This window comes from Pseudomonas arsenicoxydans (genome assembly GCF_006438915.1).
Classification (GTDB): Bacteria; Pseudomonadota; Gammaproteobacteria; order Pseudomonadales; family Pseudomonadaceae; genus Aquipseudomonas; species Aquipseudomonas arsenicoxydans_A.
This window is the reverse complement of the sequence record NZ_RCZE01000003.1, coordinates 92,708-118,245: the sequence shown is the minus strand read 5'-3', so window position 1 is coordinate 118,245 and position 25,538 is coordinate 92,708. Positions and strand designations below refer to the sequence as shown.

The following is a 25,538-nucleotide window of genomic DNA, read 5'->3' as shown; positions in this document are numbered from 1 at the left end:
CCGGTCGCTGGCACGTGGGGGACGACCCGGTGCGTGAGCAATGCGAAGGGAATGAAATTGGAAGTGTTCATGATCACGACCTGATAATTATTTTTATGCGGTAGGGCGACGGCCTATCATGCAGGCAATCACCCGTGACGTTCGGTAGAGAAATCCTCCTGTCATTTAGTTGCGGTGTCAACCAATATTCAACGACCCACCGATCCAAGGTGTTTGCTCAATGTCTGCAGAATCCCAGCTGAATCTGACTCGTTACGTCCCGGCACTCCTGAATTTCTTGTCCAATAAACTCTCCGCCGGGGCCTCACAGTGCTATCGCAAGCATTTCGGCATAGGTGTCGTGGAGTGGCGAATGCTCTCGATGCTCGCCGTGGAAAATGACATCACCGCCAATCGAATTTGTCAGACGATCGGTCTCGACAAGAGCGCGGTCAGCCGTTCACTGCAGTCCCTGGAAGTGGCAGGGCACATTTGCAGCCAGGTTGATTCAAAGGATGCGCGGCGTTACACCGTCAGCCTGACTGACAGCGGAAAAGCGTTGCATGATCGAGTGTTGAAGGTTGCACTGGAACGAGAGAGGCGGCTGCTCAGCGGGCTCTCTGCCAAGGAAGTGGACACCCTTATCGAATTGTTGGGGCGTATGCATGCCCAGGTCTCCAACGTGAACGATTACGATCCGGTAGACGCTTGACCCTGCGCTTGGCAAATCCTCGCCTACGTTTCAGATATCGCGATTGCCGATAGGTCGCATCCCGACAAGCGATTAGTCATCGCCCCTGTCTCACGGCATCCTGTGCCCGTTGCTCTTTCAATCTGCAATGGACACTGCATGCGTTATCGACGTCTTGACCTGAACCTGCTGGTAGCCCTGGATGCCTTGTTAAGTGAATGCAGCGTCAGCAGGGCGGCCGAACGTTTGTGCCTGGGCCAGTCGGCAGCCAGTTCGGCGCTCGGGCGTTTGCGGGAGCATTTCAATGATCCGTTGCTGGTTCAGGTAGGACGACGTCTGGAACCCACGGCATTGGGCCTGGAGTTGCTGCCCAAAGTGCGTCAAGCGCTGGCACTGACACGGGAGATTGTCGATGCACCGGTCAATTTTGAGCCTGCCAATTGCACTCGGCACTTCACGGTGGTGGCCTCCGACTACGTGGCTGGTGTGCTGCTGCCGGCGGTCAGTCTTGAATTGGCCCGTATCGCGCCGCGAGTGCGCTTGAGCCTGCGGGACATGCCCGTACCGCGTGATGGAGATGTGGTCAGCGAAGCGCTCGATTATCGTCGCAGTGATTGCGTGATAGTGCCTCAGCGACGGTTGAATCCGGCGTACCCCCATATACCGTTAATGAGTGACCAGCTCTGTTGCATCGTCTGCGCCCGGCAACCGCAATTCGCCGACGGTCTGAGCCTTACCGATTATTGCGAGGCGGAGCACGTAGTCCGCGAGTTTGCCGATGGCCGAAACCTGGCGATGGATGCCGTGCACCTGCAGGAACTGGGTGTTCACCGGCGAGTGGCGGTGGCCCTTGAAAGCTTCGTACTGATGCCCGAATTTATCGTGGGTACCGCGCGGATCGCCACCGTGTTTCGTCGACAGGCGCAGCGTTTCGCTCAGCATTACCCACTGCGTATTCACCCGACACCGCTGGCTTTTCCCGAGGCTGTCCAGGTGCTGCAATGGCATCCCTATCAAGACCATGACCCGGCCATGCTGTGGTTTCGCGGCCTCTTGCTGGAACAGGGCGCGTTGCTTGATCAGCAGGGCAACTGATCACCGTTGTCCGCCACCAATCCGACCTGCTCGATAGCCTGTAAAGCACAGCGTTCGTCATTGTCCGACGTGTCGCCGCTGATGCCGATGGCACCGAGAAGCAGTCCCTCGGCATTGCGAATCAATACACCACCGGCGACGGGAATAACCTCGCCACCCGTCAGGCTGTTGATGGCGTCGAAAAACGCCGGCATCGCTTGAGCGCGCCGGGCCAGTTCACGCCCGCCAAACCCCATGCCGAGACAGCCCCGGGCCTTGCCGGTGGCGATTTGTGGCCGAAGAAAACTGGCGAGTTCATCGCGCAAGACGGCCAATGGATGACCGGCGGCATCCAGCACGGCGACAGCCAAGGGTTTAACCGCCGTTTCGCGGGCGATGCGGATGGCGCTGCTGGCGATGTTGATGGCGGTCAACAGGTCGAGTTGCTGCATGGCGTTGGTCCTCATTGAGCCCACTTGCCCAGTTGGGCAACCCGGTCGCGGGTGTAAAGGTCTGTCCATTTCAGCGAGTTGAAGTCCGACACCTGTTTCGGGTTGTAGGGGTTGCGCTCCATGGTCACGGGCCGACCGGCCTTGTACACGGCTTTAAGGCGCGAGCGGTCTTGCAGAATGCGGATGTCGTGCAACGGTGAACCGTCGAGTAACAGGAAGTCCGCTTGCTTGCCCACTTCGAGGGAGCCGAGGGTCTCGCCGCGCGGCATGCAGCGTGCGCCGACTGCCGTGGCGGCGTACAACGCTTCTGCCGGTGTGAAGCCCAGACGGGTGACCAACAGTTCCAACTCACGAGCGTGCCACTCGCCGTATGGGGTTACCGCAAAACCGCTGTCGCTGCCACAAGCGAAAGGCACGCCGGCGGCCTTGGCACGTTTGAGCACGGCCGAACCCACTTCCAGGGTGCGGGCGCAGTAGCCGGCGTAACCGGTAGTGATGGCCGGGTCGTGGGGTTGGCAGAAGTCCACGGTGTTTTGAGGGAACGTCATGGTCGGCGCGAGGATGCTGCCGGCTTCGAGCAAGGCGTCGATGCACGCGTCGTCCATATAAAAAGCATGAAACACCAGATCAACGCCGGCGCGCGCGGCGTACATCACGGCTTCGCGGCCATAGGCGTGAGTCGCCACTTTGCAGCCCAGGCGATGCGCCTCTTCAACCATTTCATAGGTTTCTTCAGCGGTGAACGCGGCGATGATTTCGCCATTTGGGCGGCGGTGGGTGCCGTCCATGGCGATCTTGATCAGGTCGACGCCATCCTTGGCCTGTTTGCGAATTTCCGCCAAAGCTTCGCTGCGGCTGGTGACCAGGCGTGCGGTGAAATACTCCGGTGCGCCGACGCGGCTCGGGAACCAGTCATTGAGGCTCTGCCGATTGGTGATGACCCGGCTGCTGGCGGCAATGCGCGGACCCTCGAACAAACCGGCAGCGATTGCGTTGCGCACAGCGATACTGAGCTGGCCGCTATCGCCGGGGCAGACCATGCTGGTCACACCCGCGGCCAGCACATGTTGGGCGAAAAACATGCCACGCAGCGCGCGGAACTCGTCACTGGTCCAGATATCGATGTCTTCTTCGCTCTGCGCGTTACCGAAGGCCAAATGGGTATGCACATCCACCAGACCCGGCATGACAAAGTTATCACCGGCGTCCAGAACGGTGTCTCCCGGTTGCGGCAGCGGCGCCAGGGCAGTTGGGCCGACATATGAGAGCAGGCCGTTTTCCACGACCAGGGTTTGCTGTTGACGAGTTTCCAGGCCGGTACCGTCGAACAAGGTCTGGCATTTCAGGTGCAGGGCGTTCATGGCGTTTTCACTTTGCGGATTGTTATGCAACGCGAGGCTAGGGTGCGGCCCTGGTCACCACCAGCCACTTGCATCAATGCTCACGTATTGATGGCGTCAATAGCGGCTGCACATCAGCAGTGACGGGGCTTTGCGGCGACGAGTGACCTCAAGGGACGAGTATCGCGAGTCACGATGGCTGGCATCGTGATCGGCGATTTTTTATCAGCCGAGACGGGCGTCTATGGTGCGCGCTCGTCATCCACAGAGATCCCTTCATATGACCATCGCCACTGTAAAAACCCAACTCCTGGCACTTGAGCAAGAACGCCGCCGGGCCCTGGTTGAGGAAGACTATTCGCGCGTCGCCGAACTGTTCGCCGATGACCTTGTGTATGTGCACACCACCGGTTTGGTGCAAGGCAAGGCGGACTATCTCGAGTACGCCAAAAGCGCCGTGCAGTATCTGGACATTGAACGTGGCGAACTGCTGATTCGCTTCTACGGCGAGCGCCTGGCGGTCATGACCGGTACGCAGTGCAACACCTTGCGTAAACGCGGTGGTGACCAGTCGATTCGCGGTGAAAGCTTTGCCACGCAGGTCTGGGCACTCGGTGCCGAAGGCTGGCAGATCAGCTCGTTCCACGGCACACGTGCGCCCAACTGAATTCGATTGCCCAACAACAAAAAACGCCGGAAACCCTAGGGTTTTCCGGCGTTTTTTTGTGCTTCGCGAAACCTGTTAAGCGGTGTGGCCACCCAGCGTTTCAGCAATCCAGTCAGCGATGTAGTGACCGGCGTTGATGCTGTTATCGAAGCTGGAATGCTGCACGCCACCTTCGCGTTCGGTGAAGATCTTCAGCTCGCGCTTAGGGCTATTGACCAGTTGCTCGTAAGTGCGCTGTGCCCACTTCAGTGGGATTTGCGAGTCCTTCTCGCCATGGGTCACCAGGAACGGCACCTTGATACGATCGAGGACGCCATCCAGGTGCACGTTTTCGGCGATGGCCATGAATTCATCCATGTCTTTTGCCCCCCACACCCAGCACACGTGCGCCCAATAGTGCGGTACGGGGAAGCTGCCTTCTTTTTCCAGGCGACGTTTTTGCACATCACGCCAGTCATGGTTCGCGCCCCACACCACACCGCAGGCAAATCGTGGTTCAAACGCCACCGCACGCGGGCAGTAATAGCCGCCGAGAGAGACGCCTTCCAGGCCAATACGTTTGGCATCCACGTGACTTCGGGTTTCCAGCCAGTCGGCTACGCGGCTAGCCCAATGCTCGCTGTCGAAACGGGCAATCAGGTTATGCAGGCGCAGCGCTTCACCTGTGCCGGGCTGGTCGATGATCAACGATGAGATGCCGCGTTTCGCCAGCCAGGCCGGCAGGCCGACGCGGTATTTCATTTCCTTGGTTGAATCCAGTCCGTTGACCTGCACCAGGATCGGAGCCGGACCGGTCACACCCTCGGCACGCACCAGCAGGCCGGAAATATGTTTGCCCTCGTAGGGGATTTCTACGCGCTCACAATTCTCGCGTGACAACTCGATGCCGCGTTTGAAGGTCTGCAAAAAACGCTGGTACAGCTCAGTCCGGCCCGGCGCGCCATGGGCCTGCAAACGTTCACAAGTGAGGTAATAAGTGGCGGCGCGGTTGTACTTTTCGCCTGCGGACAGCAGCCGGCCATTACCTTCATCTTCCTCAGCCAGGCCACACAGTTTGTCAGCCATCTTCGCCCAGGTTTCGCGGAACGCTTTGGTTCCCGCTGCATCTGGCTGCTGGGCGGCTTCCTGCAATGGCGCGCACATCTCTTCGATTTCGCCTATTCGGGCGCCCATCTCGATGGCCAGATCGACAGAAAGATTCCACACATAATTGGTTGGAAAGTAACGGAACATGATGGTTGTTGTCCTTGTGATTGTCTTGACGTTCACAAGGCACGTTAAGGACGCGCCGGCTATTTGGCCAATCGTGCCTCGGGATGGGAGGTATCGCGACCGGCGATAGGAGGATTCTCCAGGTGCTGGATAAATGCGCTGATGCGTTCGCGCAGCCACCGGTGCATCGGGTCGCCCTCGACGCTGCGGTGCCAGAGCATGAACTCGCGCATGACGGGGATCTTGACCGGTGGTTGCAGGATGCGCAGCGGCAGGTACTCGGCGTACAAATAGGCCAGGCGCTGATGCATGGTGGCGATTCGTTGGGTGCCCACGACCAGCTGCGGCAGGGTATTGAAGTCGTTGGTAATCACTTCGAGTCGGCGGTTGAACCCGTATTGATTCATGAACCACTCTTCGATACTCATGTGCCGGGTGCGACCAAAACCCACGGAGACGTGACCCATGTCCATGTACTGCTCCAGGGTCAGGGTATCGCCGACTTGGGTGTTGCCTTGCCACACCACACAGACGTGTTCTTCTTCAAAAAGCAACTTCGAGGGATGACCTTCGATGATGTAGCGCTCAGGCACGATCATCAGGTCAACCTCACCGCGAATCAGCAACTCACCGGAATTGTCGCTGGGGCCCAGCATCTCGAAGGTGATGTTGGGCGCTTCCTGGTGGATCTTTTGAATGACCTGGGCAAACAGCACGCTGATCAGGTAATCCGAGGTCACCAGGCGGAAGTGCCGTTTGCTGGTGGTGGGGTCGAACACGGGCTTGGCAGTGATCGATGACTTGATCGTCAACAGCACCTCGCGGATGGGCGTGGCGAGCTCCCTGGCATAGGGAGTGAGTTGCATTTTTCGGCCGACCTGCACCAGCAGTTCATCTTCGAAATAGGTACGCAGGCGTCCCAATACACCGCTGGTGGCAGACTGCGTCATGTGCAGGCGTTCGGCGGCGCGGGTGATGTTCTGTTCTTCGAGCAGCACATCGAGTGCGACCAACAGGTTCAAATCCAGGTGGTTAAAACGCATCAGGCACGTCCGTTTTTTGTATTTATTTTTGCGATACATTCGGATGAATACATCAACGCGTCAACCTCCCGCTGTTTCTTTTCCTCTCCCCCAAAACGTGCGCCCGGGGTTTTTCGGGTATCGCGTTTTCTGATAGGTCACATCCCGACACGCGATTAGTCAGCTGCCAAACCACCCGGCAATCTTCGTGGCAGTCGGCGCCCTTGCCGACACCACCACCGGACACCCTGCGTCACTGATGGGCCTATCGAGCCTGCGGCCGCTTCGTCCGGATACTAATTTCAATGGAGTGGTAGCCATGAACATCCTTGGCCTTGATGCCCTGATCTTTGGCGTCGATGACATCCAAGCCTGTACCGATTGCCTGCGTGACTACGGCCTTGCCGCTGTCGCTGTCGACAGCAACGGCGGGCGTTTTGAAGCATTGGACGGTACCGCCGTGATCATTCGACGGTCGGACGATCCAGACTTGCCTGTCGCCATTGGCCCGGCACCCTCGATTCGCGAAACTGTTTATGGCGTCGCCAACGCGGCTGACCTCGATGCCATCGAAGATGAGCTGGCGCGAGATCGTCAGGTCACCCGTGACGGCAATGGCGTGTTGCACAGTGTTGACGACATGGGTTTTGCGATTGCTTTCCAGGTCACAGTCCGCAAGGCGTACAGCGCTCCGGACGACCTGACCAACGCCGCCGGCCATGCGCCACAGCGTCCGCTTAATCAACCGGGCATCACCCTGGAAATGAATGCCACGCCGCGCACCTTGTCGCACGTGGTGTATTTCGTTCCCGATGCGGCCAAGGCCGAAGCGTTCTATGCCGAACGCCTGGGCTTTCGAACCACAGACACCTTTATCGGCGCCGGGCCGTTCATGCGCCCGGCGGGTTCCGATGATCACCACTGCCTGTTCATGATCCAGACCCCACCGCACATGAAGGGCTGCGAACACTTCACCTTCCACATGGGCAGCGGCACCGAAGTGTTGTTGGCCGGTACGCGCTTCGAGCAAAAAGGCTGGACCAGTTTCTGGGGCCCTGGCCGCCACCTCTTTGGCTCCAACTGGTTCTGGTATTTCAACAGTCCGCTGGGCTGCCACATCGAATATGACGCCGACATGGACAAGCACGATGACGCCTGGGAGGCGCGCCGTGCGCCACTGTCGGCGGATAACTCGCAGCTGTTCCTGTTCAACTCGAAAGAAAAATGGGCACCGGGCGGCCCGCCACCCAAGCACGGCTGAGTGCGGGTGTTGACCATGAGCCACAGCGATTTTTTTCTGTGCCGGATGGACGAGTTGGCAGAAGGGCAGGCGCGCGGTTTCGACCCGTTGCAGCGTGGCAAGGACAGTGTTTTTGCCTTGGTGCACGAGGGGCAAGTGCGGGTTTATCGCAACAGCTGCCCGCATCTGGACGTGCGCCTGGAGTACCGAAAGGACCGGTTTTTATCGGCCGACGCCCAGTTGATCGTCTGTTACGCCCACGGTGCGCAGTTTCTCCCGAGCACTGGCGAATGTGTCTACGGCCCGTGTCTGGGCCAGCGTCTGGACGCGTTGCCATGGCGTCTGGAGGAGGGCTGGCTGGTGCTGGAAATGCCTGGATCTACCGCGTTGTCGGGGCCGGTTGAGGTATCGCGTTTGGCGATACATCGCATCCCTACTCGCGATTAGTCAAATCCCTGCTTTGACCGGAAGCTGGACCTAACGACGTAGCGCCCGGCGCTGCATCGAATCACAAGAATAAAAAGAGAGTAAGCCATGAGTGCAGTGAACAAAGTTCTGATCGTGGGTGGTGGGATTGGCGGCTTGTGTGCGGCCATCGCACTGCGGCGCAAGGGCATTGAGGTCGACCTGATCGAGCTCAAGTCAGAGTGGACGGTTTACGGTGTCGGCATCATCCAGCAGAGCAATGTGGTTCGCGAGATGGCCAAGCTGGGCGTGCTCGATGGTTATCTCGATGCCGCGTATGCCTTTGAAGACGTCGCCATCTATGGCCCGGCCGGTCAGCAACTGGCGCGCATCCCGGGTCAGCGTCTGGCAGGGCCTGCCTATCCGGCGAACGTTGGCATCTCCCGTTTGGCGCTGCATAAAGTGCTCAGCGAAACCGCCCTCGAACTGGGCGCCAACGTACGGCTGGGCCTCAGTGTCGAATCTCTGAAGGACCTTGGCGACAGCGTTGAAGTGGTGTTTACCGATGGCAGCAGCGGCGGTTACGACCTGGTGGTGGGTGCCGACGGTTTGTTCTCCAAAGTTCGCGACCTGCTGCTTGGCGATACGTACACACCCAGATTCACTGGCCAGGCGGTGTGGCGCTACAACTTCCCGCGCGACCCGCACATCGATCACCTCGCCAATTACCAGAGCGCCGACGGCAATGCGGGGCTGGTGCCATTGGCCGGCGACCTGATGTACCTGTTCCTGACCTCCGATGAACCGACCAATCCGTGGATGGATCCGGCCACCCTGGCCGAGCAAATGCGTCAGCGCTTGCACGGGTTTACCGGCCTGATCGGCGAACTGCGTGAACAAATCACCGACAGCGGCCAGGTGGTTTACAAGCCGATGGAAGTGGTTTTCGTCGACGAACCTTGGTATCGCGGCCGCGTTTTGTTGATCGGTGATGCGGCCCATGCCACCACACCGCACCTCGGTCAGGGAGCTGGCATGGCGATCGAAGATGCCATCGTGCTCAGTGAGGAACTGACCGGTGAAGGCAGTGTTGAGCAACAGCTCAAGCGCTTCATGGAACGCCGTTTCGAGCGCTGCAAATACATCAGCGAAAGCTCGGTGCTGGCCGGCGAAAAAGAGATGCAGCACGACCGCGACTTCGACCGAATTGGCTTGGTCAAGCAGATGCTCGCACGCACGGCCGAGCCTATCTGATTCAACGCATCCGCAGCAGTTACCACTATAAAAACAAGAGGTTAACGCGATGGTCAATTCCACGACTGCGACGCTTGCGCGTCGCCCGGTCAGCACGTCTGCACCCTTTGGTTTCAGTTTGGCAGCGGTTTTGGTGCTGTGCAGCCAGGCTGCCCATGCCTTTCAAGTGGATACCGGCAATCCAGACTTCAGCCTGCGTTGGGATAATACGGTCAAGTACAGCGCCGCATGGCGCACCCAGAACCCCAGCAGCAAATTGACTGAAGGGCAGGTGTCACTCAATCAGGACGACGGTGATCGGGCCTTCAAAAAGGGCCTGATCTCCAACCGCACGGACATCCTTTCCGAACTGGATATGTCCTTCAAAAACGTCGGCGCCCGCCTCAGTGGCGCCGCCTGGTACGACACCGAATACCAGCAAGACAACGACAACACTGATCCGGCACGCGCCAACGCCCGTTCCGTGGCCTATGACCAATTTACCGATGACACCCGTCACTTGCACGGCGGTGACGGCGAATTGCTTGATGCATTCGTGTACTGGAACGGCGAGCTGGGCGATCACGCCACGTCCGTGCGCGCCGGCCGCCACGGGTTGGTCTGGGGCGAGAGCCTGTTTTTCGGTGCCAACGGCATTGCCGGTGGTATGGGACCGGTCGACGTGGTCAAAGCGCAGTCCGTTCCTAACACCCAGTTCAAGGAAATCACCCGTCCGGTCAATCAACTGTCGGGGACTTTTCAACTGACCGACGCCGTGTCGCTCGGCGCCTTCTATCAACTGGAATGGGAAGAGACGCGCCTGCCGGGCGCCGGCAGTTATTTCTCCACCAGCGACACCATCGGCGAAGGCAACGAACGCTTGATCGTGGGAGCACCTTTCCCCGCATTCCTCGGTGGCAATCCCAACAGCCCGGCGGCGTTTTTCCATGGCAATGACAAGGAAGCGAAAAGCTCAGGGCAGGGCGGCCTGCAGTTGAAGTACAACGCGGAGACCGTCGAATACGGCCTTTACGCGATCCAGTACAACGACAAAACCCCCAAGCTGTACCTCAAACCTTCTACGGGTGTGCCGAACTTCAGTACCGGGCAAATCGGTGAGTACTACTGGGTGTACCCGGAAGACATCCGCGCCCTGGGCGCCAGCTTTTCCACCACCGTGGATGAATACAGTTTCGCCGGTGAAGCCTCGATGCGCTGGAACATGCCGCTGGTTTCCAACGGCCAAACCGTGTTGCCCGGCGTTGACGCTGATAACGATAACAACCCGCTGTATGCCGTCGGCCGTACCGCCCACATCAACCTCAACGTACTGGCCTCGTTCGGGCCGAACTTCATTGCCAATGAGTCGGGACTCGTCGGTGAGGTTGCCTGGAACCGTCTGCTCAGCGTCACTAAAAACCGTGCAGCGCTTGACCCCAATGCCACCGATGACGGTCTCGGTTTCAAGGTGGTTTACACCCCGACCTACCGCCAGTTTTTCTCGGGCGTCGATATCGGCATCCCGGTCGGCCTCAGCTACTTCCCCCTGGGCAAATCCGCAGTGGTCAGCTCGTTCGGCCCGGACAACGGTGGCGACATGAACATCGGCATTACCGCCACCTACCTGGACCGCGTGACCGCCGGCCTGACTTACACGCACTACTACGGCCCCGAGGACACCAACCTCAATGGCGCCAACCAGTTCAATTTCAAGCAATCGCTGAAAGACCGGGACTACTTGTCTTTCTCCGTCAAGACCACGTTTTAAGAGGACTTGCGCATGACCCACTACAAAAAGACCGGAGCGTTCAAGCTCAAAGCCCTTTGCTTCGCGCTACTGGGCAGCCTGGCCATTTGCAGTCAGATGACCGTGGCAGCGACGGCTGAAGACGCGGCGAAACTCTCGAAAAACCTGACGCCTTTCGGTGCCGAGCGTGCCGGCAACGCTGACGGTTCCATTCCCGCCTGGGACGGTGGTTACACCAAGGTCGATCCCTCCTATAAGGAAGGTGGAAAACGCACCGATCCGTTTGCCGCGGACAAACCTCTGTTCAGCATCACCTCGAAAAATCTCGCGCAATACGCCGGCAAGCTCAGCGATGGCACCAAGGAAATGTTCAAGCGTTTCCCCGACACCTACCGCATCGATGTTTACCCGACCCGGCGCACGGCCGCCGCACCACAGTGGGTGTATGACAACACCCTGAAAAACGCCACCCGCGCCAAACTGGTCGACAGCAGCGCCGGTCCCGTGCCGCAAGGTGCGTTTGGCGGCATCCCGTTCCCGGTGCCAAGTAATGGCGCCGAAGCCATGTGGAACCACGTGCTGAACTGGCGCGGCACCTCGGTGGCGATGCATTTTCGTCACTACCTGATGACCGCCGATGGCAAACAGGTGATGACCACCGACGGCAAGGCCATTCAGGAAATGCCGTATTACTACCAGGATGGGTCGCCGGAAACGTTTGCCGGTGACTACTGGCTGTTCCGTCTGCTCAACGTCGGGCCACCGTTGCGTGCCGGCGAGCAAATCATGGGCCGCACCAACATCAATGGCGACTTGTCCCAGGCCCACGTTTACCTGACCGGTCAACGCCGGGTGCGCAAGCTGCCGAATGCCTGCTGCGATACCCCGACACCCGCCACTGCCGGCGTGATGTCGTTCGACGAGTTGAGCGTTTTCCAGGGGCGCATGGACCGCTTCGACTGGAAACTGGTGGGCAAGCAGGAGATGTACATCCCCTACAACACCAACAAGGTGCAAACCGCCAGCAAACCTGAGGACCTGTTCCTCGCACACCACATGAACCCCGATTACGTGCGTTGGGAATTGCACCGGGTCTGGGCCGTGGAGGCGGACTTGGCGCCGGGCAAACGTCACCAGTTGCCGAAGGGCCGCTACTACCTCGATGAAGACACCTGGCAAGCGATGCTGGGCGACCGCTGGGACGCCAACGGCCAACTGGCCAAGACCCTATGGTCGTTGCCGGCAGTCATGCCGGACCTGCCGGCTCAAGCGCAATTGTCCTCGGGCTTTTATGACCTGACCTCCGGCGCCTGGTTTATCCAGAACGTCTACACCGGCCTGCCAGAGCAGTACGGCTTGGTGGATCGCTACAAGGCTTCGGAGTTTTCGCCTGCAGCGATGGCGGGTGCCGGGGTTCGTTGAGTCAGGCCGGATCGCGGTTTGCGGAGCGCGATCCGGTTTTTAACGGTTTTTCGAGGTCGGTAATGAACAGAATCTGTCAGGTGGTTGGTCGGCTGATGTGGCTTATGGCGTTGCCTCTGGCGATGCCGTTGAGCCTGGCGCAGGCCGCGGCGGTGGGCGAGGTACTGAACACCCCGGCGATGCAGGTACCGCAAGCAACCTCCGCGGTGCTGCTGGATCTGGCCCGGGCGGGTTCACGCCTGGTGGCGGTAGGGGAGCGGGGCATCGTGCTGCTTTCCGATGACAACGGCGCCACCTGGCGTCAGGTCGCCGTGCCGGTTTCGGTCAGCCTTACGGCGGTGCAGTTCGTCAACGCCAGCACGGGCTGGGCCGTGGGGCATGGCGGTGCGGTATTGGCCACCCGCGACGGGGGGGAACACTGGATCGTGCAACTGGATGGCCTGCGAGCAGCGCAACTTGAGCTGGCCGCCGCCAGGGAGCAATTGCCTGCCGCCAACGATCAGGATGCAGCGGCCGCCCGTGTGCAAACGGCTGAACGCTATGTCGGCGAGGGCGCTGACAAGCCGTTTCTTGCCCTGCAGTTCGTGGATGACCAACACGGCGTGATTGTCGGGGCTTACGGCTCGGCCTTTCGCACCGATGATGGCGGTTCCACCTGGCAATCGATCATGGGGCAAATCGACAACCCGATGGGCGCGCACTTGTCTGCCATCGCTCAACAAGGTGACCACTGGTTTTTGGCCGGCGAGCAGGGCTACCTCGCGCGCTCGAACGATGCCGGCCAGTCATTCTCTCAGCTGCAAAGCCCCTACGCGGGCAGCTTTTTCACCCTGCAATTGCGCGATGACGGCACCTTGCTGGTGGCCGGCCTGAAGGGCAATGCGTTTTCCTCCGGCGATCTGGGCGACAGCTTCCAGCCAGCACCGGTGTCGATGCCAGTGTCGTTCAGCGATGCGATCCGCACCGATGACGGCCAGTTGCTGCTGGTCAATCAAACCGGCGCCTTGTTTCGCACCAACAGCCAACCCGGGGCACTGCTCCAACCTTATGGCAAACCGCTCGGCAAGCCCGTTTCCAGTGTTATTCAGGCCGCCGATGGCAGCCTGGTACTGGCGGGTTTCACTGGGTTGACGCGCCTTTCGCCGTCAATCGTTACCGCTTCGGAGTGAGGTTATGAAGTCTTTCGACAACGCCACGCAAAGCCTGGCGAATTTCGATCCACGCTCCGGTTCGGTGGTGGAACGCACGCTGTTCAATCACCGCCTGTGGGTGCTGCTGGTGTGTGTGCTGACAACCCTGGTATTGGGTTATCAAGCGACCCGCATCGAGCTCAATGCCAGCTTCGAAAAGATGATCCCCACCCAACAGCCGTACATTGCCAACTACCTTGAGCACCAGAAACAGCTCACCGGTCTGGGCAATGCCCTGCGCATTGTGGTGGCCAACCGGCAAGGCAGTATCTACGACGCCGAGTACCTGAAAACCCTGCAGGCCATGAGCGACCAACTCTACCTGCTGCCGGGTGTCGACCGGGTTTACATGAAGTCGTTATGGACACCCGCCACCCGCTGGGTCGCGGTGACCGAAGACGGTCTCGATGGCGGCCCGGTGATACCCGATGACTACAGCGGCACCGCGGCCAACCTCGATGCACTGCGGCGCAATGTGCAACGCTCAAATGAACTCGGTCAGCTGGTGGCGTTCGATCAGACTTCCAGCATCATTTACGTGCCGTTGTTGGCAACCACTTCTGACGGCAAGGCGCTTGATTACGCGGTCCTGTCCGAGCAGCTGGAGACGCTGCGCAGCACCCATCAAAGCGCAAAAATCGACATTCACATCACCGGTTTCGCGAAAAAAGTCGGCGACCTGATTGCCGGTCTGAAACAGATTCTGCTGTTCTTTGCCGTCGCGATCCTGATCACCACCGCCGTGCTGTTTTGGTACACGCGTTGCCTGCGCAGCACCGTGCTGGTGGTGTTGTGCTCGCTGGTCGCGGTGGTCTGGCAACTCGGTTTGTTGCCCTTGCTGGATTACCAACTGGACCCGTATTCCGTGTTGGTGCCGTTTCTGGTGTTTGCGATTGGCATGAGCCACGGCGCGCAGAAGATGAACGGCATCATGCAAGACATCGGTCGAGGCATGCACCGGGTGGTGGCAGCACGCTTCACTTTTCGGCGTTTGTTCCTCGCCGGGCTGACGGCGTTGCTGTGTGATGCCGTGGGGTTTGCGGTGCTGATGCTGATCAAGATCCAGGTCATTCAAGACCTCGCGGTGATCGCCAGCATTGGCGTCGCGGTGTTGATCTTCACCAACCTGATTCTGCTGCCGGTGTTGCTCTCCTATGTCGGCGTTTCACCCCGTGCGGCACAACTGAGCCTCAAGAGCGAACAAGCCGAGCAATCCGGTCAGGCGCGCCATGGGTTCTGGCGCTTTCTTGACCTGTTCACCCATCGTCGTTGGGCCAGCCTGTGCATCGCCATCAGCCTTGCGTTGGCGGTTGTCGGTTTTCTAGTGGGCCTGCAACTAAAAATCGGTGACCTCGACGTCGGTGCGCCGGAGCTGCGTGCGGACTCGCGCTACAACCAGGATGATGCCTTTCTGACCCGTCACTACGGTGCCAGTAGCGACCTGTTTGCGGTGATGGTGAAAACGCCGGCCGGCGGTTGTGCGCGCTACGACATCCTCGCCAAGGTCGATGCCCTGGACTGGCAACTGCGCGCTTTGCCGGGTGTGGATTCGACCAACTCACTGGCGTTGCTGAACCGTCGCATGCTGGTCGGCCTCAGCGAAGGCAACCCGAAGTGGTACGAGCTACAGAACAACCAGGCGATGCTCAACATGATCACCGCCAGTGCGCCGCGTGGGTTGTACAACGAAGACTGCAGCCTGTTGACCTTGTATGCCTACCTCACCGACCACAAGGCCGAGACGCTGACCCGCTTGGTCGACCACGTGGAAAAATTTGCCGCCGAGAACAACACCGACGAGGTGCAGTTCCTTCTGGCCGCCGGTAACGCCGGTATCGAAGCGGCGACCAATATCGTGGTCAAACAAGCCAACCGCGAGATGCTCGTCTGGGTCTACGGCGCGGTGATTGTGCTGTGCCTGATCACCTTCCGTTCCTGGCGCGCGACGCTGTGCGCGGTCATTCCGCTGATGCTGACGTCCATCCTCTGTGAAGCGTTGATGGTCTGGCTGAACATGGGGGTGAAAGTCGCCACGCTGCCGGTCATCGCCTTGGGTGTCGGCATCGGTGTCGACTATGCGTTGTACGTGATGAGCATTCTGCTGGGGCATTTGCGCCAGGGGGCAAGCCTGTCCGAAGCGTATTACCGCGCGCTGGTGTCCACCGGCAAGGTGGTGATGCTGACCGGTATTACCCTGGCCATCGGCGTAGCAACCTGGACGTTCTCACCCATCAAATTCCAGGCCGACATGGGTGTGCTGCTGGCTTTCATGTTCATCTGGAACATGGTCGGTGCCTTGGTGTTGCTGCCGGCATTGGCGTACTTCCTGTTACCCGTACGCAGCGCTACGGCCGATGCGGTTGTAGCGGTGAATGAGGTCAACGTGGCGGGTTCTGACACGCCGGTTATTGCGAACGTGCACAACTTGCGCATTAAGGATCACTGCCATGGTCGCTAATTCCTTCGTAGAAAACCCCTCCCGACACGCCGGGTTGCCGCAGTCGCTGTTGCTGCTGCTGGGAAGCTGTTTGCCGGTGCTGGGCGCCGTATTGCTGGCCCCGGTATTGCCACGGATGCAGGCGCATTTTGCTGAGGTGGCCGGCAGCGCCGTGCTGGTCCCCGTCGTACTGACCTTGCCGGCATTGGTGATTGCGATGCTGGCGCCGTTTGCCGGGCTGATAGCCGACAGGCTGGGGCGCAAGCCATTGCTGCTCGCCAGTATGTTGCTGTACGTCCTCTGCGGCGTGCTGCCGCTTTGGCTCGACTCGCTGCAGATGATTGTGCTCAGCCGAGCGGGCATCGGATTGGCCGAGGCGGGCATCATGACCTGCTGCACCACGCTGATGGGCGACTATTACAGCGGAGCCAGACGTGAACGTTTGTTCGCCTTGCAGATGGTCGCCACCTCGTTGTCCGCCGCGGTGTTTATCGCGCTGGGTGGCTTCCTCGGGCAAAACGACTGGCGTACGCCGTTCGCGCTGTACGCCGTGGGTTTGATTTTCCTGCCGCTGATGGCCTGGCAGTTGTGGGAACCACAGGCTCGCCCACAGCCAGAGCAAGCAACGCAAGCGGTGCCGACAGGCAAATTTCCATGGCGCGCGCTCACACCCTTGTACGTGCTGGCGCTGTTGGCAGGTTTGAGCCTGTTTATCGTGCCGGTGCAGGCCGGTTACCTGCTCAATCTGCTGCAAGTGGACGCCCCGGAAAAAATCGGCCTGACCATGGGCGCCAATCAACTGGGGGTTCTGGTCGGCGCACTGAGCTTTCGTTTGTTCAGCGGGATGCGCGGGCAGCACATGCTGCTGATCGCCTATGTGCTGGCGGGCATCGGCGGGTTGTTGATGGCTGATGCCTTGAGCCATGTGCAGGTCGTGGTCGCCGTACTGATCAACGGACTGGGCATTGGCTTGATGCTGCCGACGCTGATCACTTGGATCATGGCGCAAGTCAATTTCCATCAACGCGGGCGGGCGGCGGGGTGTTTTACCGCGGCCATTTTCGCCGGCGAATTTATCAGCCCCCTGGTCGTGCTGGGCATGACCCATGGCGCCGCCAGGGCGCTACCGCAGGCGTTGGCCATTGTCGGTGGGCTGCAACTGTTAGTGGCGGTGTTGTGTCTGGCCGTGCCCCGGATCGCGGGACTGCTGGACGACGCGAACATTGTCGTCGGTGACACCACCATCGGCGACGGCAACTGAACGAGGATTCTCCATGCAAGCGCTTCCTGAATTCAAACGAGTGGTCACCGGTCACGATCAACAGGGTCAGGCCATCGTCGCCATTCATGGGCCGACGCCCAATGTGTTCCCGTTGGCTTCCGTACCGGGCACGGTGTTTCATGAACTGTGGAACAGCAGCACCAGCCCGGCGTTACTCGACAACGCCAGTGATCCGAGCAGCAAACCTCTGCAACTCAGCCCCGGACCACAGGGCAGCGTCATTCGTGTGGTGGACATTCCTCCGGACAGCGTTCAGAACCAGGTCAGCGATGAAAACGCCGCGGCGGTGTTCGCTGAAATCGGCCAGGTCCACGCGGGTACCGGGCAGGGCAGCGCACGGCATAAATTGATGCACCGCACCGAAACCCTCGACTACGGCATCGTCACCGAGGGTGAAGTGTGGCTGGTGCTCGATGAGGAAGAAGTGCACCTCAAACGCGGTGACGTGGTGGTGCAACGCGGCACCAACCACGCCTGGAGCAATCGCACCGAAGCGATGGCGCGCATGGTTTTCATCCTCCTCGACGGGCGCTTCGCTGACGAGTTGAACCGTGAACAAGGAGCCTGCGCATGAAACTCGCCACCCTTAAAAACGCTAGTCGTGATGGCAGGCTCGTGGTGGTTTCACGGGATCTGGCGTGGGCAGTGGATGCCGGCTCCGTCGCGTCTACCTTGCAACAGGCGATAGAGAACTGGAGTAGCACTGAGCCGGGTTTGCAGGCACTTGCCAGCAAACTGAACGCTGGGGAAGCGGCGGATGCCTTTGCCTTCGACCCCGCTCAGGCCATGGCGCCATTGCCGCGTGCTTACCAATGGTGCGACGGCTCGGCATTCCTCAGCCACGGTGCGCTGATGCAGAAAGCGTTCAACCTTGACCCTATCGACGGCGTCGAACACACGCCGCTGATGTACCAGGGTGCCGGCGACGATTTCATGGGTGGGCGCGATGATATCGCGCTGCCAAGCGAAAGCCAGGGCATCGACTTTGAAGGCGAGTTTGTGGTGCTGGTGGATGACGTGCCCATGGGGTGCTCTGCCGAACAGGCGCTGCAACACATCAAGCTGATTCTGCAAATCAACGACGTCAGTTTGCGCGCCCTGGCCCCACGGGAAATGCACACAGGCTTTGGATTTTTGCAGGCCAAACCCTCATCCAGCTTCGCCCCGCTGGCCATCACGCCGGATGAACTGGGTGATGCCTGGCGTGACGGGCGCGTGCACCTGCCCTTGCAGGTGCACTGGAATGGCCAATGGTTTGGTCATCCGCACGGCGGGCAGATGAATTTCAGTTTTGGCCAGTTGATCGCCCATGCCGCCCTGACTCGCCGGTTGGGCGCGGGCACTTTGATGGGTTCCGGCACCGTCTCCAATGCCGAACGCAGTGTGGGTTCAGCCTGCATCGCCGAGCGTCGAGCGATTGAAATGATCGAGCTGGGTGCCGCACAAACCGGCTTCATGCGCTTTGGTGATCGTGTGCACATGGATGTTCAGGGGCGCGACGGCCAGTCGTTGTTCGGTGCAATCGATCAACGTGTGGTTCAGGCTCAGGGCTGAGGAGCGGCACATGCGAGTATTGATTACCGGTGCCAACGGTTTTGTGGGGCGTGAATTGGTGCGTTGCCTGCTGGCGCGGGGCAGCTTGCGCGGTCGCGTCATCGACTCATTGTTGGTGCTGGATACCGACCTGCAAGGCGTGACGGACGACCCGCGTTTGCGCCGTCATTACGGCAGCATTACCGATGTGGCCCTGATGCGCCGGGTGTTGGCCGATGGCATTGATGTGGTGTTCCACCTGGTCGGTGTCCCCGGTGGCGCCGCCGAAGAGCAGTACGAACTGGGTTATCAGGTCAACCTGTTGGCCAGCCTCGAGTTGCTTAACCAACTGCGCAATAAAGCGCTGCCACCGGTGCTGGTGTATGCCAGCAGTGTGGCGGTGTACGGCGCCCATTTGCCGGCAAAAATGAACGAGCAGGCTGAGCTGCGTCCGCAATTGTCTTATGGCACGCACAAAGCCATGGTCGAGAGCGCCATCATCGACCTCGGCCGGCGTGCGGAAGTGGACGGCCGCGTACTGCGCCTGCCGGGCATCGTTGCCCGTCCGCGTGAACCCAACGGCTTGCGCTCGGCATTCATGAGCGATTTGTTGCGCGCATTTGCCGAGGGCGAGTCCTATCGTTGTCCTGTCTCTGCGCAGGCAACAGCGTGGTGGATGTCGGCGCGTTGCTGTGTGAACAACCTGATTCACGCTGCCGAACTCGATAGCAACCAATGGGCGTCGCAACGGGTATGGCAGTTGCCGGTGCTGCATCTGTCCATTGCCCAGGTGGTGGACGCATTGGCGGCGAGTTATGGGCAGGAACGTCGCAGCCTGATCAGCCATGACCCCGATACCCAACTGGAAGCGTTGTTCGGGCGCATGCCACCCCTGAAAACCCCGCAGGCGCGTGCCGCCGGTTTCAGCCATGACGGCAATGCTGCCGCGCTGATTCGCAACGCCCTGAATCCCGCCAACCCACGCCACTTGTCGCTCACTGGAGACACGATTCATGTCGCAGCCAATCAAGCCTAAACGTCGTCTGGTAGATCTTTCGGTCACCCTCGACAACAACCCGTACACGGACCCACCTCCGTTGTTGCCGAAGATTGATTACATGGATCACCAGCAAGGCTGGCCCGAGATGGCGGCGATGTTCCCGGGGTTGCAACTCGATCAGATGCCCGGCAACGAATCCTGGGCGGCCGAGCGGCTGCACATCACCACTCACAGTGGAACGCACATGGATGCGCCCTGGCATTACGCCTCGACCACGAATGGCGGTGAGCCTGCGTTTGGCATCGACGAATTGCCGCTGGAGTGGTGCCTGCAACCGGGCGTGAAGCTGGATTTGCGGCACATGGCGGACGGGCACGTGGTCACCGCCGATGAAATCGAAGCCGAGCTGGCGCGAATTGGCCATGAGTTGCAGCCGCTGGACATCGTACTCATCAACACCCGGGCCGGCGCGCTATTCGGTCAACCGGGTTACCTCGATGCCGGCGTCGGAATTGGCCGTGAAGCCACTCTGTATCTGCTGGAGCGCGGTGTGCGCGTCGTCGGCACCGATGCCTGGAGTTGGGACGCGCCGTTCAAGTACACCCGCGAGCGTTTTGCCGCTGACGGTGATGCCTCGATTATTTGGGAGGGGCACAAGGCGGGGCGCGATATCGGTTATGGGCAAATGGAAAAGCTCGCCAATCTTGAAGCCCTGCCGGCCAGCGGCTTCGTGGTGTCGTGTTTCCCCTACAAGATCAAGCATGCGTCGGCGGGGTTTGTTCGGGCGGTGGCGATATTCGAAGAATAAGCACCGCGCCGGGCTCGTACCAAAATCCATGGTCTTCGATTGAACAGAATAAGAGAGAAAACATGCCTCTTTTGCGCATGCCCCTGACGTTACTGTTGGGTGCACTGACACTCAGTAGCAGCCTGGCCATGGCGGCCAGTGCTGATGCGAAGCAACCCAATATTTTGCTGATTCTGGCCGACGACCTGGGGTATTCCGACCTGGGTAGTTTTGGTGGGGAAATCAATACACCGACGCTGGATGAACTCGCCCATCAAGGCTTGCAATTCACCAGCATGTACGCGGCACCGACCTGTTCGATCACGCGCTCCATGCTGATGTCCGGCACCGACAACCACCTCGCCGGGCTTGGCACCATGGCGGAAGCCTTGCAGCCGTTTCAACGGGGTAAGCCGGGTTATGAGGGTTACCTGAATCAACGTTCCTACTCGATTGCCGAATTGCTGAAGGAGGGCGGTTACAACACCCTCATGGTCGGTAAATGGCACCTGGGGCTGGAAGCGGATCAGGGACCGGATCAACGCGGGTTCGAGCAGTCTTTTACACTGCTGGAGGGCGGGGCTGCACACTTCAAACCCTCGAGTATCGACCCGACAAAAATCGAGCAGGTGCACTATCGTGAAAACGGCAAAGCGGTGGAGGTGCCGGAGAATTTCTACTCCTCGGACTTTTATACCGACAAGCTGATCAGCTACCTGCAAAACAGCCAAAAGGATGGCAAGCCGTTTTTTGCCTACGCCGCTTACACCTCTCCGCACTGGCCCTTGCAGGCGCCCAAGGAATACCTCGATAAGTACAAAGGGCGGTTTGATCAGGGGTATGACAGCGTACGTCTGGCGCGTATCGAACGGATGAAAAGTCTTGGCCTTATGGCGAACGGCGCCCAGCCTGCGAACCCGCTCCCGGTGAATCCAAAACTGCCCGGCTGGCAGCAACTGAGCCCGGAACAGCAACGTATTGAAGCGCGGAAGATGGAAATCTACGCGGCCATGGTCGATAACCTCGACCATAACATTGGCCGAGTGGTGGATTACCTGCGCCAGAGCGGCCAGTACGACAACACGTTGATTGTATTTATGTCGGACAACGGCGCGGCAGCAGAGAACCACGCCCAGTTCTATCCCCCAGGCCCGCGCACCGATAACAGTTACGCTAACCTCGGTCAGGCAGGGTCGCAAATCGACTACGGCCTGCGTTGGGCAGAGGTCAGCGCCGCGCCGTTCCATTTGTTCAAAGGCACCACGGCCGAAGGTGGCATCAGCGTACCGGCAATCATCCAGCTGCCCAAGACACTGCGTCGTCAGGGTGTGGAACGCGGTATAGCGCGGGTGGATGACCTGGCGCCCACCTTCCTCGATCTGGCGGGTGTCGAGGCGCCCACCGACGTGAGCAAACACCCGATTACCGGTAAATCAATGCGCTCAATGCTCGCCGGAGAAGGTAGCCCGCACCGTCATGACAGCCTGGCCGGCGAACTGTTCGGCAATGCCTATTACCGGGAAGGAGACCTGAAACTGTTGGGCATCCGCCCGCAAGCAGGGTTTGGCGGCGACGCGCAGCCGCCACAATGGCAGTTGTTCGATGTGGCGCAGGACCGCGGCGAAACCACAGACCTGGCCGCCGCCCGACCAGAGACGGTGCAGCGGCTCAAAGCCGCTTGGTTGAAATATGCCGAGGAGGTCGGTGTGGTGTTTGCAACGCAATAATCAGCATCCGCTTTAAATAGGCGTTCCGCTGGGATGGAAAGGTTTTCATGTGCCTGACTTTTCGGTTAAGCACCGCCACAGCAGCTGATAGAGGGTTCAAGTAAACCATCTGGTTTGCTTCTGAAGTGACACATTGTTCTCAATTCGCAAACACTGAAGTCGCCGAGAATGGAATTGTTGGCGTAGTAGCAGGCTTGTAGCCTCCATTACGCCGAACACCACGATCCGCCAACGGTCGGGTGGAGCTCAAGCCAGGGCTCATCAAGACGTCATACCTTGCTTTCGGCCACATGCCCCTTCGGGGGATTGGCGCCTAATAAAAATAAGGAAGGCAGGTATGAGTATTCGTGCATGGGTTTGCGCAGCGACCCTGTTCGCTCCCGTTCTGGGGGCTGACGTTTTGTTTCCCTCTGTGGTCCTGGCGGCAGACGATCCCATGGGTTCGCTGGTGCGTAATGTCTTCGGCGACAGCCTTGAGCGTGAACACGGGATCAAGGTCTACGGCTGGGCTCAGGCCGGTGTGATCTACAACAATAACGGCACGGATGACGTCAGCAAGCAGAGCTTCTTCAATACCGACGAAGGCGTGAACCTCAACCAGTTCGCCCTCGCCGTGGAGAAAAAACCCAAGAGTAATGTGATCGGCCGCGTGGGTCCGTTTCCGGGTCCGATGCCGCAAGAGGCAGATTGGGGTTTCAATGTCACCACGGTGTACGGCAAGGATGCACGCTACTTCAAGACCTACGGCTGGGACGAAGATCTGAGCGCCAACCGCAGCAACAAGCCGGATAATCCGGCGCTTACCTTCGCCCAGGCCTACGTCAATTTTTACTTCCCGGTGCTCGGCGGTTCGGAGCTGATGGTCGGGATTTTCCACACGCCGCTGGAAAATGAAATCGGCTTCGCTTTGCCGTCACCTGCACCGACTGATTTCTACTCGCACACCTATTCCTTCATGCACGGCCCGGCCAAACATGCCGGCGCGCTGTACTCGTTCAAACTGCCTTCGGCGCCCGGCGAAAGCATGCTCGGCTTCGAGTTGGGTGTGGTGCAGGGCTGGAACAACCTGCAAGACCCCAACCACGATCCGGATGTGATCGCCAACGTGCGCTGGCGCTCGGCGGATTTCAGCACCTGGATCGACTGGGAAAACATCTACGGCAACGGCGCAGGTGACAGCTTTGCCGAATGCAGTTGCGGCTCGCCATTGCCCGCCGGGACCAAGGATGACGACTACAAACGCCTGGCGTCTTACCTGACGCTGTCGCAGGTGCTCGACCCGAACAACCGGGTGGCGCTGGAGTTGAACTACGGCAAGCAGGAGCAGGGGGCTTTCGCCGGGTTTGCCAACAAGAACGATGCCACCTGGTACGGCACCGACATCAACTGGTATCACAAACTCAGTGAAAACCTGATGTGGAACAGCCGAGCCGAGTGGTTCTACACCGATGCGCCGGTCCACGTGATGATGGCCAATATCGACCCTAACACCGGTATCCCGGACCCGACCTGGGGCAGTTTTTACGGCGTGACCACCAACGTGGCCTGGACGCCGACACCCAACGTGCGCCTGCGTCCGGAATTGCGTTACGACATTCATTCCGGTCCCGGTCGCGATGCCTACGCCGATGGGCAAAAAGACTCGCAGGTCGTGGCGTCCTTCGACGTCAGCTTCTTCTTTTAAACCGACTTCTTCCGTTTACCCCTGATCCTGCGTGATGGCCCGGCCACACGTGGCGACCCCGTTCGTCCAGGCTTTTGGAGTACTGACATGACAGACAACAACGATAACAACCTGTTTGGCCGCAACTTCTCCCGCCGCGATTTCCTGCGCAGCACCGGCCTTGCTGCCGGTGGCGTGGCACTGGCGAGCATGCCGTTCACCTTTGCCATCGGCAGTGAGCGGGTGATCAAGCTCGGCTATGTCAGCCCGCAGACCGGGCCGTTGGCGCCGTTTGCGGCGGCCGACAACTACATCATCGAATCGCTCAAGCAAGTGCTGAAGAACTCGATCAATGTGGGCGGCAAGGCCTATCGCCTGGAAGTCATCGTCAAGGACAGCCAATCCAACCCCAACCGCGCGGCGGAAGTGGCGAGCGAGCTGATTCTGTCGGATCAGGTCGACTTGATGCTGGTGTCGTCGACCCCGGAAACCACCAACCCGGTGTCCGATCAGTGCGAAATCAACGAGATTCCCTGCATTTCCACCGTCGCCCCGTGGCAGCCGTGGTTCTTCACCCGTGGCGGCAAGCCGAATCAAGGCTTTGAGTGGACTTACCACTTCTTCTGGGGCCTGGAAGATGTGATCGGCGCATACAGCTCCATGTGGGGCGCGATGCCGTCGAACAAAGTGGTCGGTGGACTCTTTCCCAATGATGGCGATGGCAATGCCTGGGGCGATCAGAAGCTCGGTTTCCCACCGGTTCTGGCGCAGAAGGGTTTCCAACTGGTCGACCCCGGCCGCTTTCAAAGCCTGACCGACGATTTTTCCGCGCAGATCGCCGCGTTCAAAAAGGCCGATGTCGAGATCGTCACCGGCGTGGTGATTCCACCGGACCTGAGCACGTTCTGGACCCAGGCTCGCCAACAGGGCTTCAAGCCCAAAGCGGTGTCGGTGGGCAAGGCGTTGCTGTTTCCCACCGCCGTCGAGGCGCTGGGCAAGGCCGGCAATAACCTGTCGACCGAAATCTGGTGGAGCCCGACACACCCGTTCAGCTCTTCATTGACCGGCGCCAGTGCCGGGCAACTGGCCCAGGGTTTCACCCAGGCCACCGGAAAACAATGGACGCAACCGCTGGGCTTCGTGCATGCCTTGTTCGAACTGGCGGTGGACATCCTCAAGCGCACCGAAGAAGTCGGTGATGCACACGCGGTTCGCGATGCCTTGCTCAAGACCAACCTCAACACGGTGGTCGGGCCGATCAACTGGAAGGGCGGACCGGTGAAGAACGTCGCCAAGACTCCGCTGGTCAGCGGTCAGTGGCGCCTGGGCAATGACAGCAAATACGACCTGATCGTGACCAGCAATGCCACCGCACCAGCGATTCCGTTGGGCGGTGAGATGCAGGCCATTACGTATTGATCGCGCAACAGGACAC

The 25,538-nt window shown here is 59.6% G+C and carries 22 protein-coding genes; 18 read left to right on the top strand and 4 right to left on the bottom strand.

The annotated features are described in order from the left end of the window. The first annotated feature begins 220 nt into the window (after positions 1-220). Together EAH78_RS07145 and EAH78_RS07140 are read left to right on the top strand one after the other, a co-directional pair. A complete protein-coding gene (locus EAH78_RS07145) occupies positions 221-691 on the top strand; it encodes a MarR family winged helix-turn-helix transcriptional regulator (RefSeq protein ID WP_140666971.1) in 471 nt (156 codons plus the stop codon). 138 nt (positions 692-829) lie between these two features. Then, on the top strand, positions 830-1,765 hold the full coding sequence (locus tag EAH78_RS07140; protein ID WP_140666970.1) for a LysR family transcriptional regulator: 936 nt from the start codon (positions 830-832) through the stop codon (positions 1,763-1,765). Here the strand turns inward: EAH78_RS07140 and EAH78_RS07135 are convergent. After that, positions 1,750-2,196: a GlcG/HbpS family heme-binding protein gene (locus tag EAH78_RS07135; RefSeq protein WP_140666969.1), complete on the bottom strand. Its 447-nt coding sequence runs from the start codon at positions 2,194-2,196 to the stop codon at positions 1,750-1,752. The genes EAH78_RS07140 and EAH78_RS07135 overlap by 16 nt on opposite strands. Before the next feature lie 11 nt (positions 2,197-2,207). Further along, positions 2,208-3,557 (bottom strand): metal-dependent hydrolase family protein, encoded by a 1,350-nt coding sequence (locus EAH78_RS07130; protein ID WP_140666968.1) that lies wholly within the window; start codon positions 3,555-3,557, stop codon positions 2,208-2,210. A gap of 259 nt (positions 3,558-3,816) precedes the next feature. On the opposite strand from EAH78_RS07130, the gene EAH78_RS07125 reads away from it, so the two are divergent. Continuing rightward, positions 3,817-4,203: a nuclear transport factor 2 family protein gene (locus tag EAH78_RS07125; RefSeq protein WP_140666967.1), complete on the top strand. Its 387-nt coding sequence runs from the start codon at positions 3,817-3,819 to the stop codon at positions 4,201-4,203. Positions 4,204-4,278: 75 nt separating this feature from the next. Here EAH78_RS07125 and EAH78_RS07120 read toward each other — a convergent pair whose 3' ends face one another. Both EAH78_RS07120 and EAH78_RS07115 read right to left on the bottom strand, forming a co-directional pair. Next, on the bottom strand, positions 4,279-5,436 hold the full coding sequence (locus EAH78_RS07120) for an alpha/beta hydrolase family protein (RefSeq protein WP_140666966.1): 1,158 nt from the start codon (positions 5,434-5,436) through the stop codon (positions 4,279-4,281). A 59-nt stretch (positions 5,437-5,495) separates the two neighbouring features. Continuing rightward, positions 5,496-6,458 carry a LysR family transcriptional regulator gene (locus tag EAH78_RS07115; RefSeq protein ID WP_140666965.1) on the bottom strand — a complete coding sequence of 321 codons (963 nt, stop codon included), beginning with the start codon at positions 6,456-6,458 and terminating at the stop codon, positions 5,496-5,498. A 298-nt stretch (positions 6,459-6,756) separates the two neighbouring features. On the opposite strand from EAH78_RS07115, the gene EAH78_RS07110 reads away from it, so the two are divergent. The 15 genes from EAH78_RS07110 (at position 6,757) to EAH78_RS07040 (ending at position 25,522) form a co-directional block, all read left to right on the top strand. After that, entirely contained in the window at positions 6,757-7,698 is a 942-nt protein-coding gene (locus EAH78_RS07110; RefSeq protein WP_140666964.1) for a VOC family protein, read from the top strand. 15 nt (positions 7,699-7,713) lie between these two features. Then, the gene (locus EAH78_RS07105; protein WP_140666963.1) at positions 7,714-8,124 is read left to right on the top strand and encodes a Rieske (2Fe-2S) protein; all 411 of its coding nucleotides are present in this window, start codon (positions 7,714-7,716) and stop codon (positions 8,122-8,124) included. Between the two features lie 87 nt (positions 8,125-8,211). Beyond that, positions 8,212-9,336 carry an FAD-dependent oxidoreductase gene (locus tag EAH78_RS07100; protein ID WP_140666962.1) on the top strand — a complete coding sequence of 375 codons (1,125 nt, stop codon included), beginning with the start codon at positions 8,212-8,214 and terminating at the stop codon, positions 9,334-9,336. 49 nt (positions 9,337-9,385) lie between these two features. Then, positions 9,386-11,083 carry a DUF1302 domain-containing protein gene (locus EAH78_RS07095; RefSeq protein ID WP_140666961.1) on the top strand — a complete coding sequence of 566 codons (1,698 nt, stop codon included), beginning with the start codon at positions 9,386-9,388 and terminating at the stop codon, positions 11,081-11,083. A gap of 12 nt (positions 11,084-11,095) precedes the next feature. Further along, a complete protein-coding gene (locus tag EAH78_RS07090; RefSeq protein WP_140666960.1) occupies positions 11,096-12,484 on the top strand; it encodes a DUF1329 domain-containing protein in 1,389 nt (462 codons plus the stop codon). 62 nt (positions 12,485-12,546) lie between these two features. After that, a complete protein-coding gene (locus EAH78_RS07085) occupies positions 12,547-13,653 on the top strand; it encodes a WD40/YVTN/BNR-like repeat-containing protein (RefSeq protein ID WP_140666959.1) in 1,107 nt (368 codons plus the stop codon). A gap of 4 nt (positions 13,654-13,657) precedes the next feature. Beyond that, entirely contained in the window at positions 13,658-16,132 is a 2,475-nt protein-coding gene (locus tag EAH78_RS07080) for an efflux RND transporter permease subunit (protein ID WP_140666958.1), read from the top strand. Beyond that, positions 16,122-17,372, top strand: a complete 1,251-nt coding sequence (locus EAH78_RS07075) for an MFS transporter (protein ID WP_140666957.1) — start codon at positions 16,122-16,124, stop codon at positions 17,370-17,372. Before EAH78_RS07080 ends, EAH78_RS07075 begins: the two co-directional genes overlap by 11 nt. Before the next feature lie 13 nt (positions 17,373-17,385). Then, on the top strand, positions 17,386-17,967 hold the full coding sequence (locus tag EAH78_RS07070; RefSeq protein ID WP_140666956.1) for a cupin domain-containing protein: 582 nt from the start codon (positions 17,386-17,388) through the stop codon (positions 17,965-17,967). Further along, positions 17,964-18,947 (top strand): fumarylacetoacetate hydrolase family protein, encoded by a 984-nt coding sequence (locus tag EAH78_RS07065; protein ID WP_140666955.1) that lies wholly within the window; start codon positions 17,964-17,966, stop codon positions 18,945-18,947. Before EAH78_RS07070 ends, EAH78_RS07065 begins: the two co-directional genes overlap by 4 nt. A gap of 10 nt (positions 18,948-18,957) precedes the next feature. Then, positions 18,958-19,962, top strand: coding sequence for an NAD-dependent epimerase/dehydratase family protein (locus tag EAH78_RS07060; RefSeq protein ID WP_140666954.1), 1,005 nt, complete (start codon positions 18,958-18,960; stop codon positions 19,960-19,962). Further along, a complete protein-coding gene (locus EAH78_RS07055) occupies positions 19,940-20,734 on the top strand; it encodes a cyclase family protein (RefSeq protein WP_140666953.1) in 795 nt (264 codons plus the stop codon). The genes EAH78_RS07060 and EAH78_RS07055 overlap by 23 nt, the downstream gene beginning before the upstream one ends. Before the next feature lie 62 nt (positions 20,735-20,796). Continuing rightward, positions 20,797-22,440, top strand: a complete 1,644-nt coding sequence (locus EAH78_RS07050) for an arylsulfatase (protein WP_140666952.1) — start codon at positions 20,797-20,799, stop codon at positions 22,438-22,440. A gap of 337 nt (positions 22,441-22,777) precedes the next feature. Then, positions 22,778-24,124, top strand: coding sequence for an outer membrane beta-barrel protein (locus EAH78_RS07045; protein ID WP_140666951.1), 1,347 nt, complete (start codon positions 22,778-22,780; stop codon positions 24,122-24,124). Positions 24,125-24,211: 87 nt separating this feature from the next. Further along, a complete protein-coding gene (locus tag EAH78_RS07040; protein WP_140666950.1) occupies positions 24,212-25,522 on the top strand; it encodes an ABC transporter substrate-binding protein in 1,311 nt (436 codons plus the stop codon). Positions 25,523-25,538 lie beyond the last annotated feature (16 nt).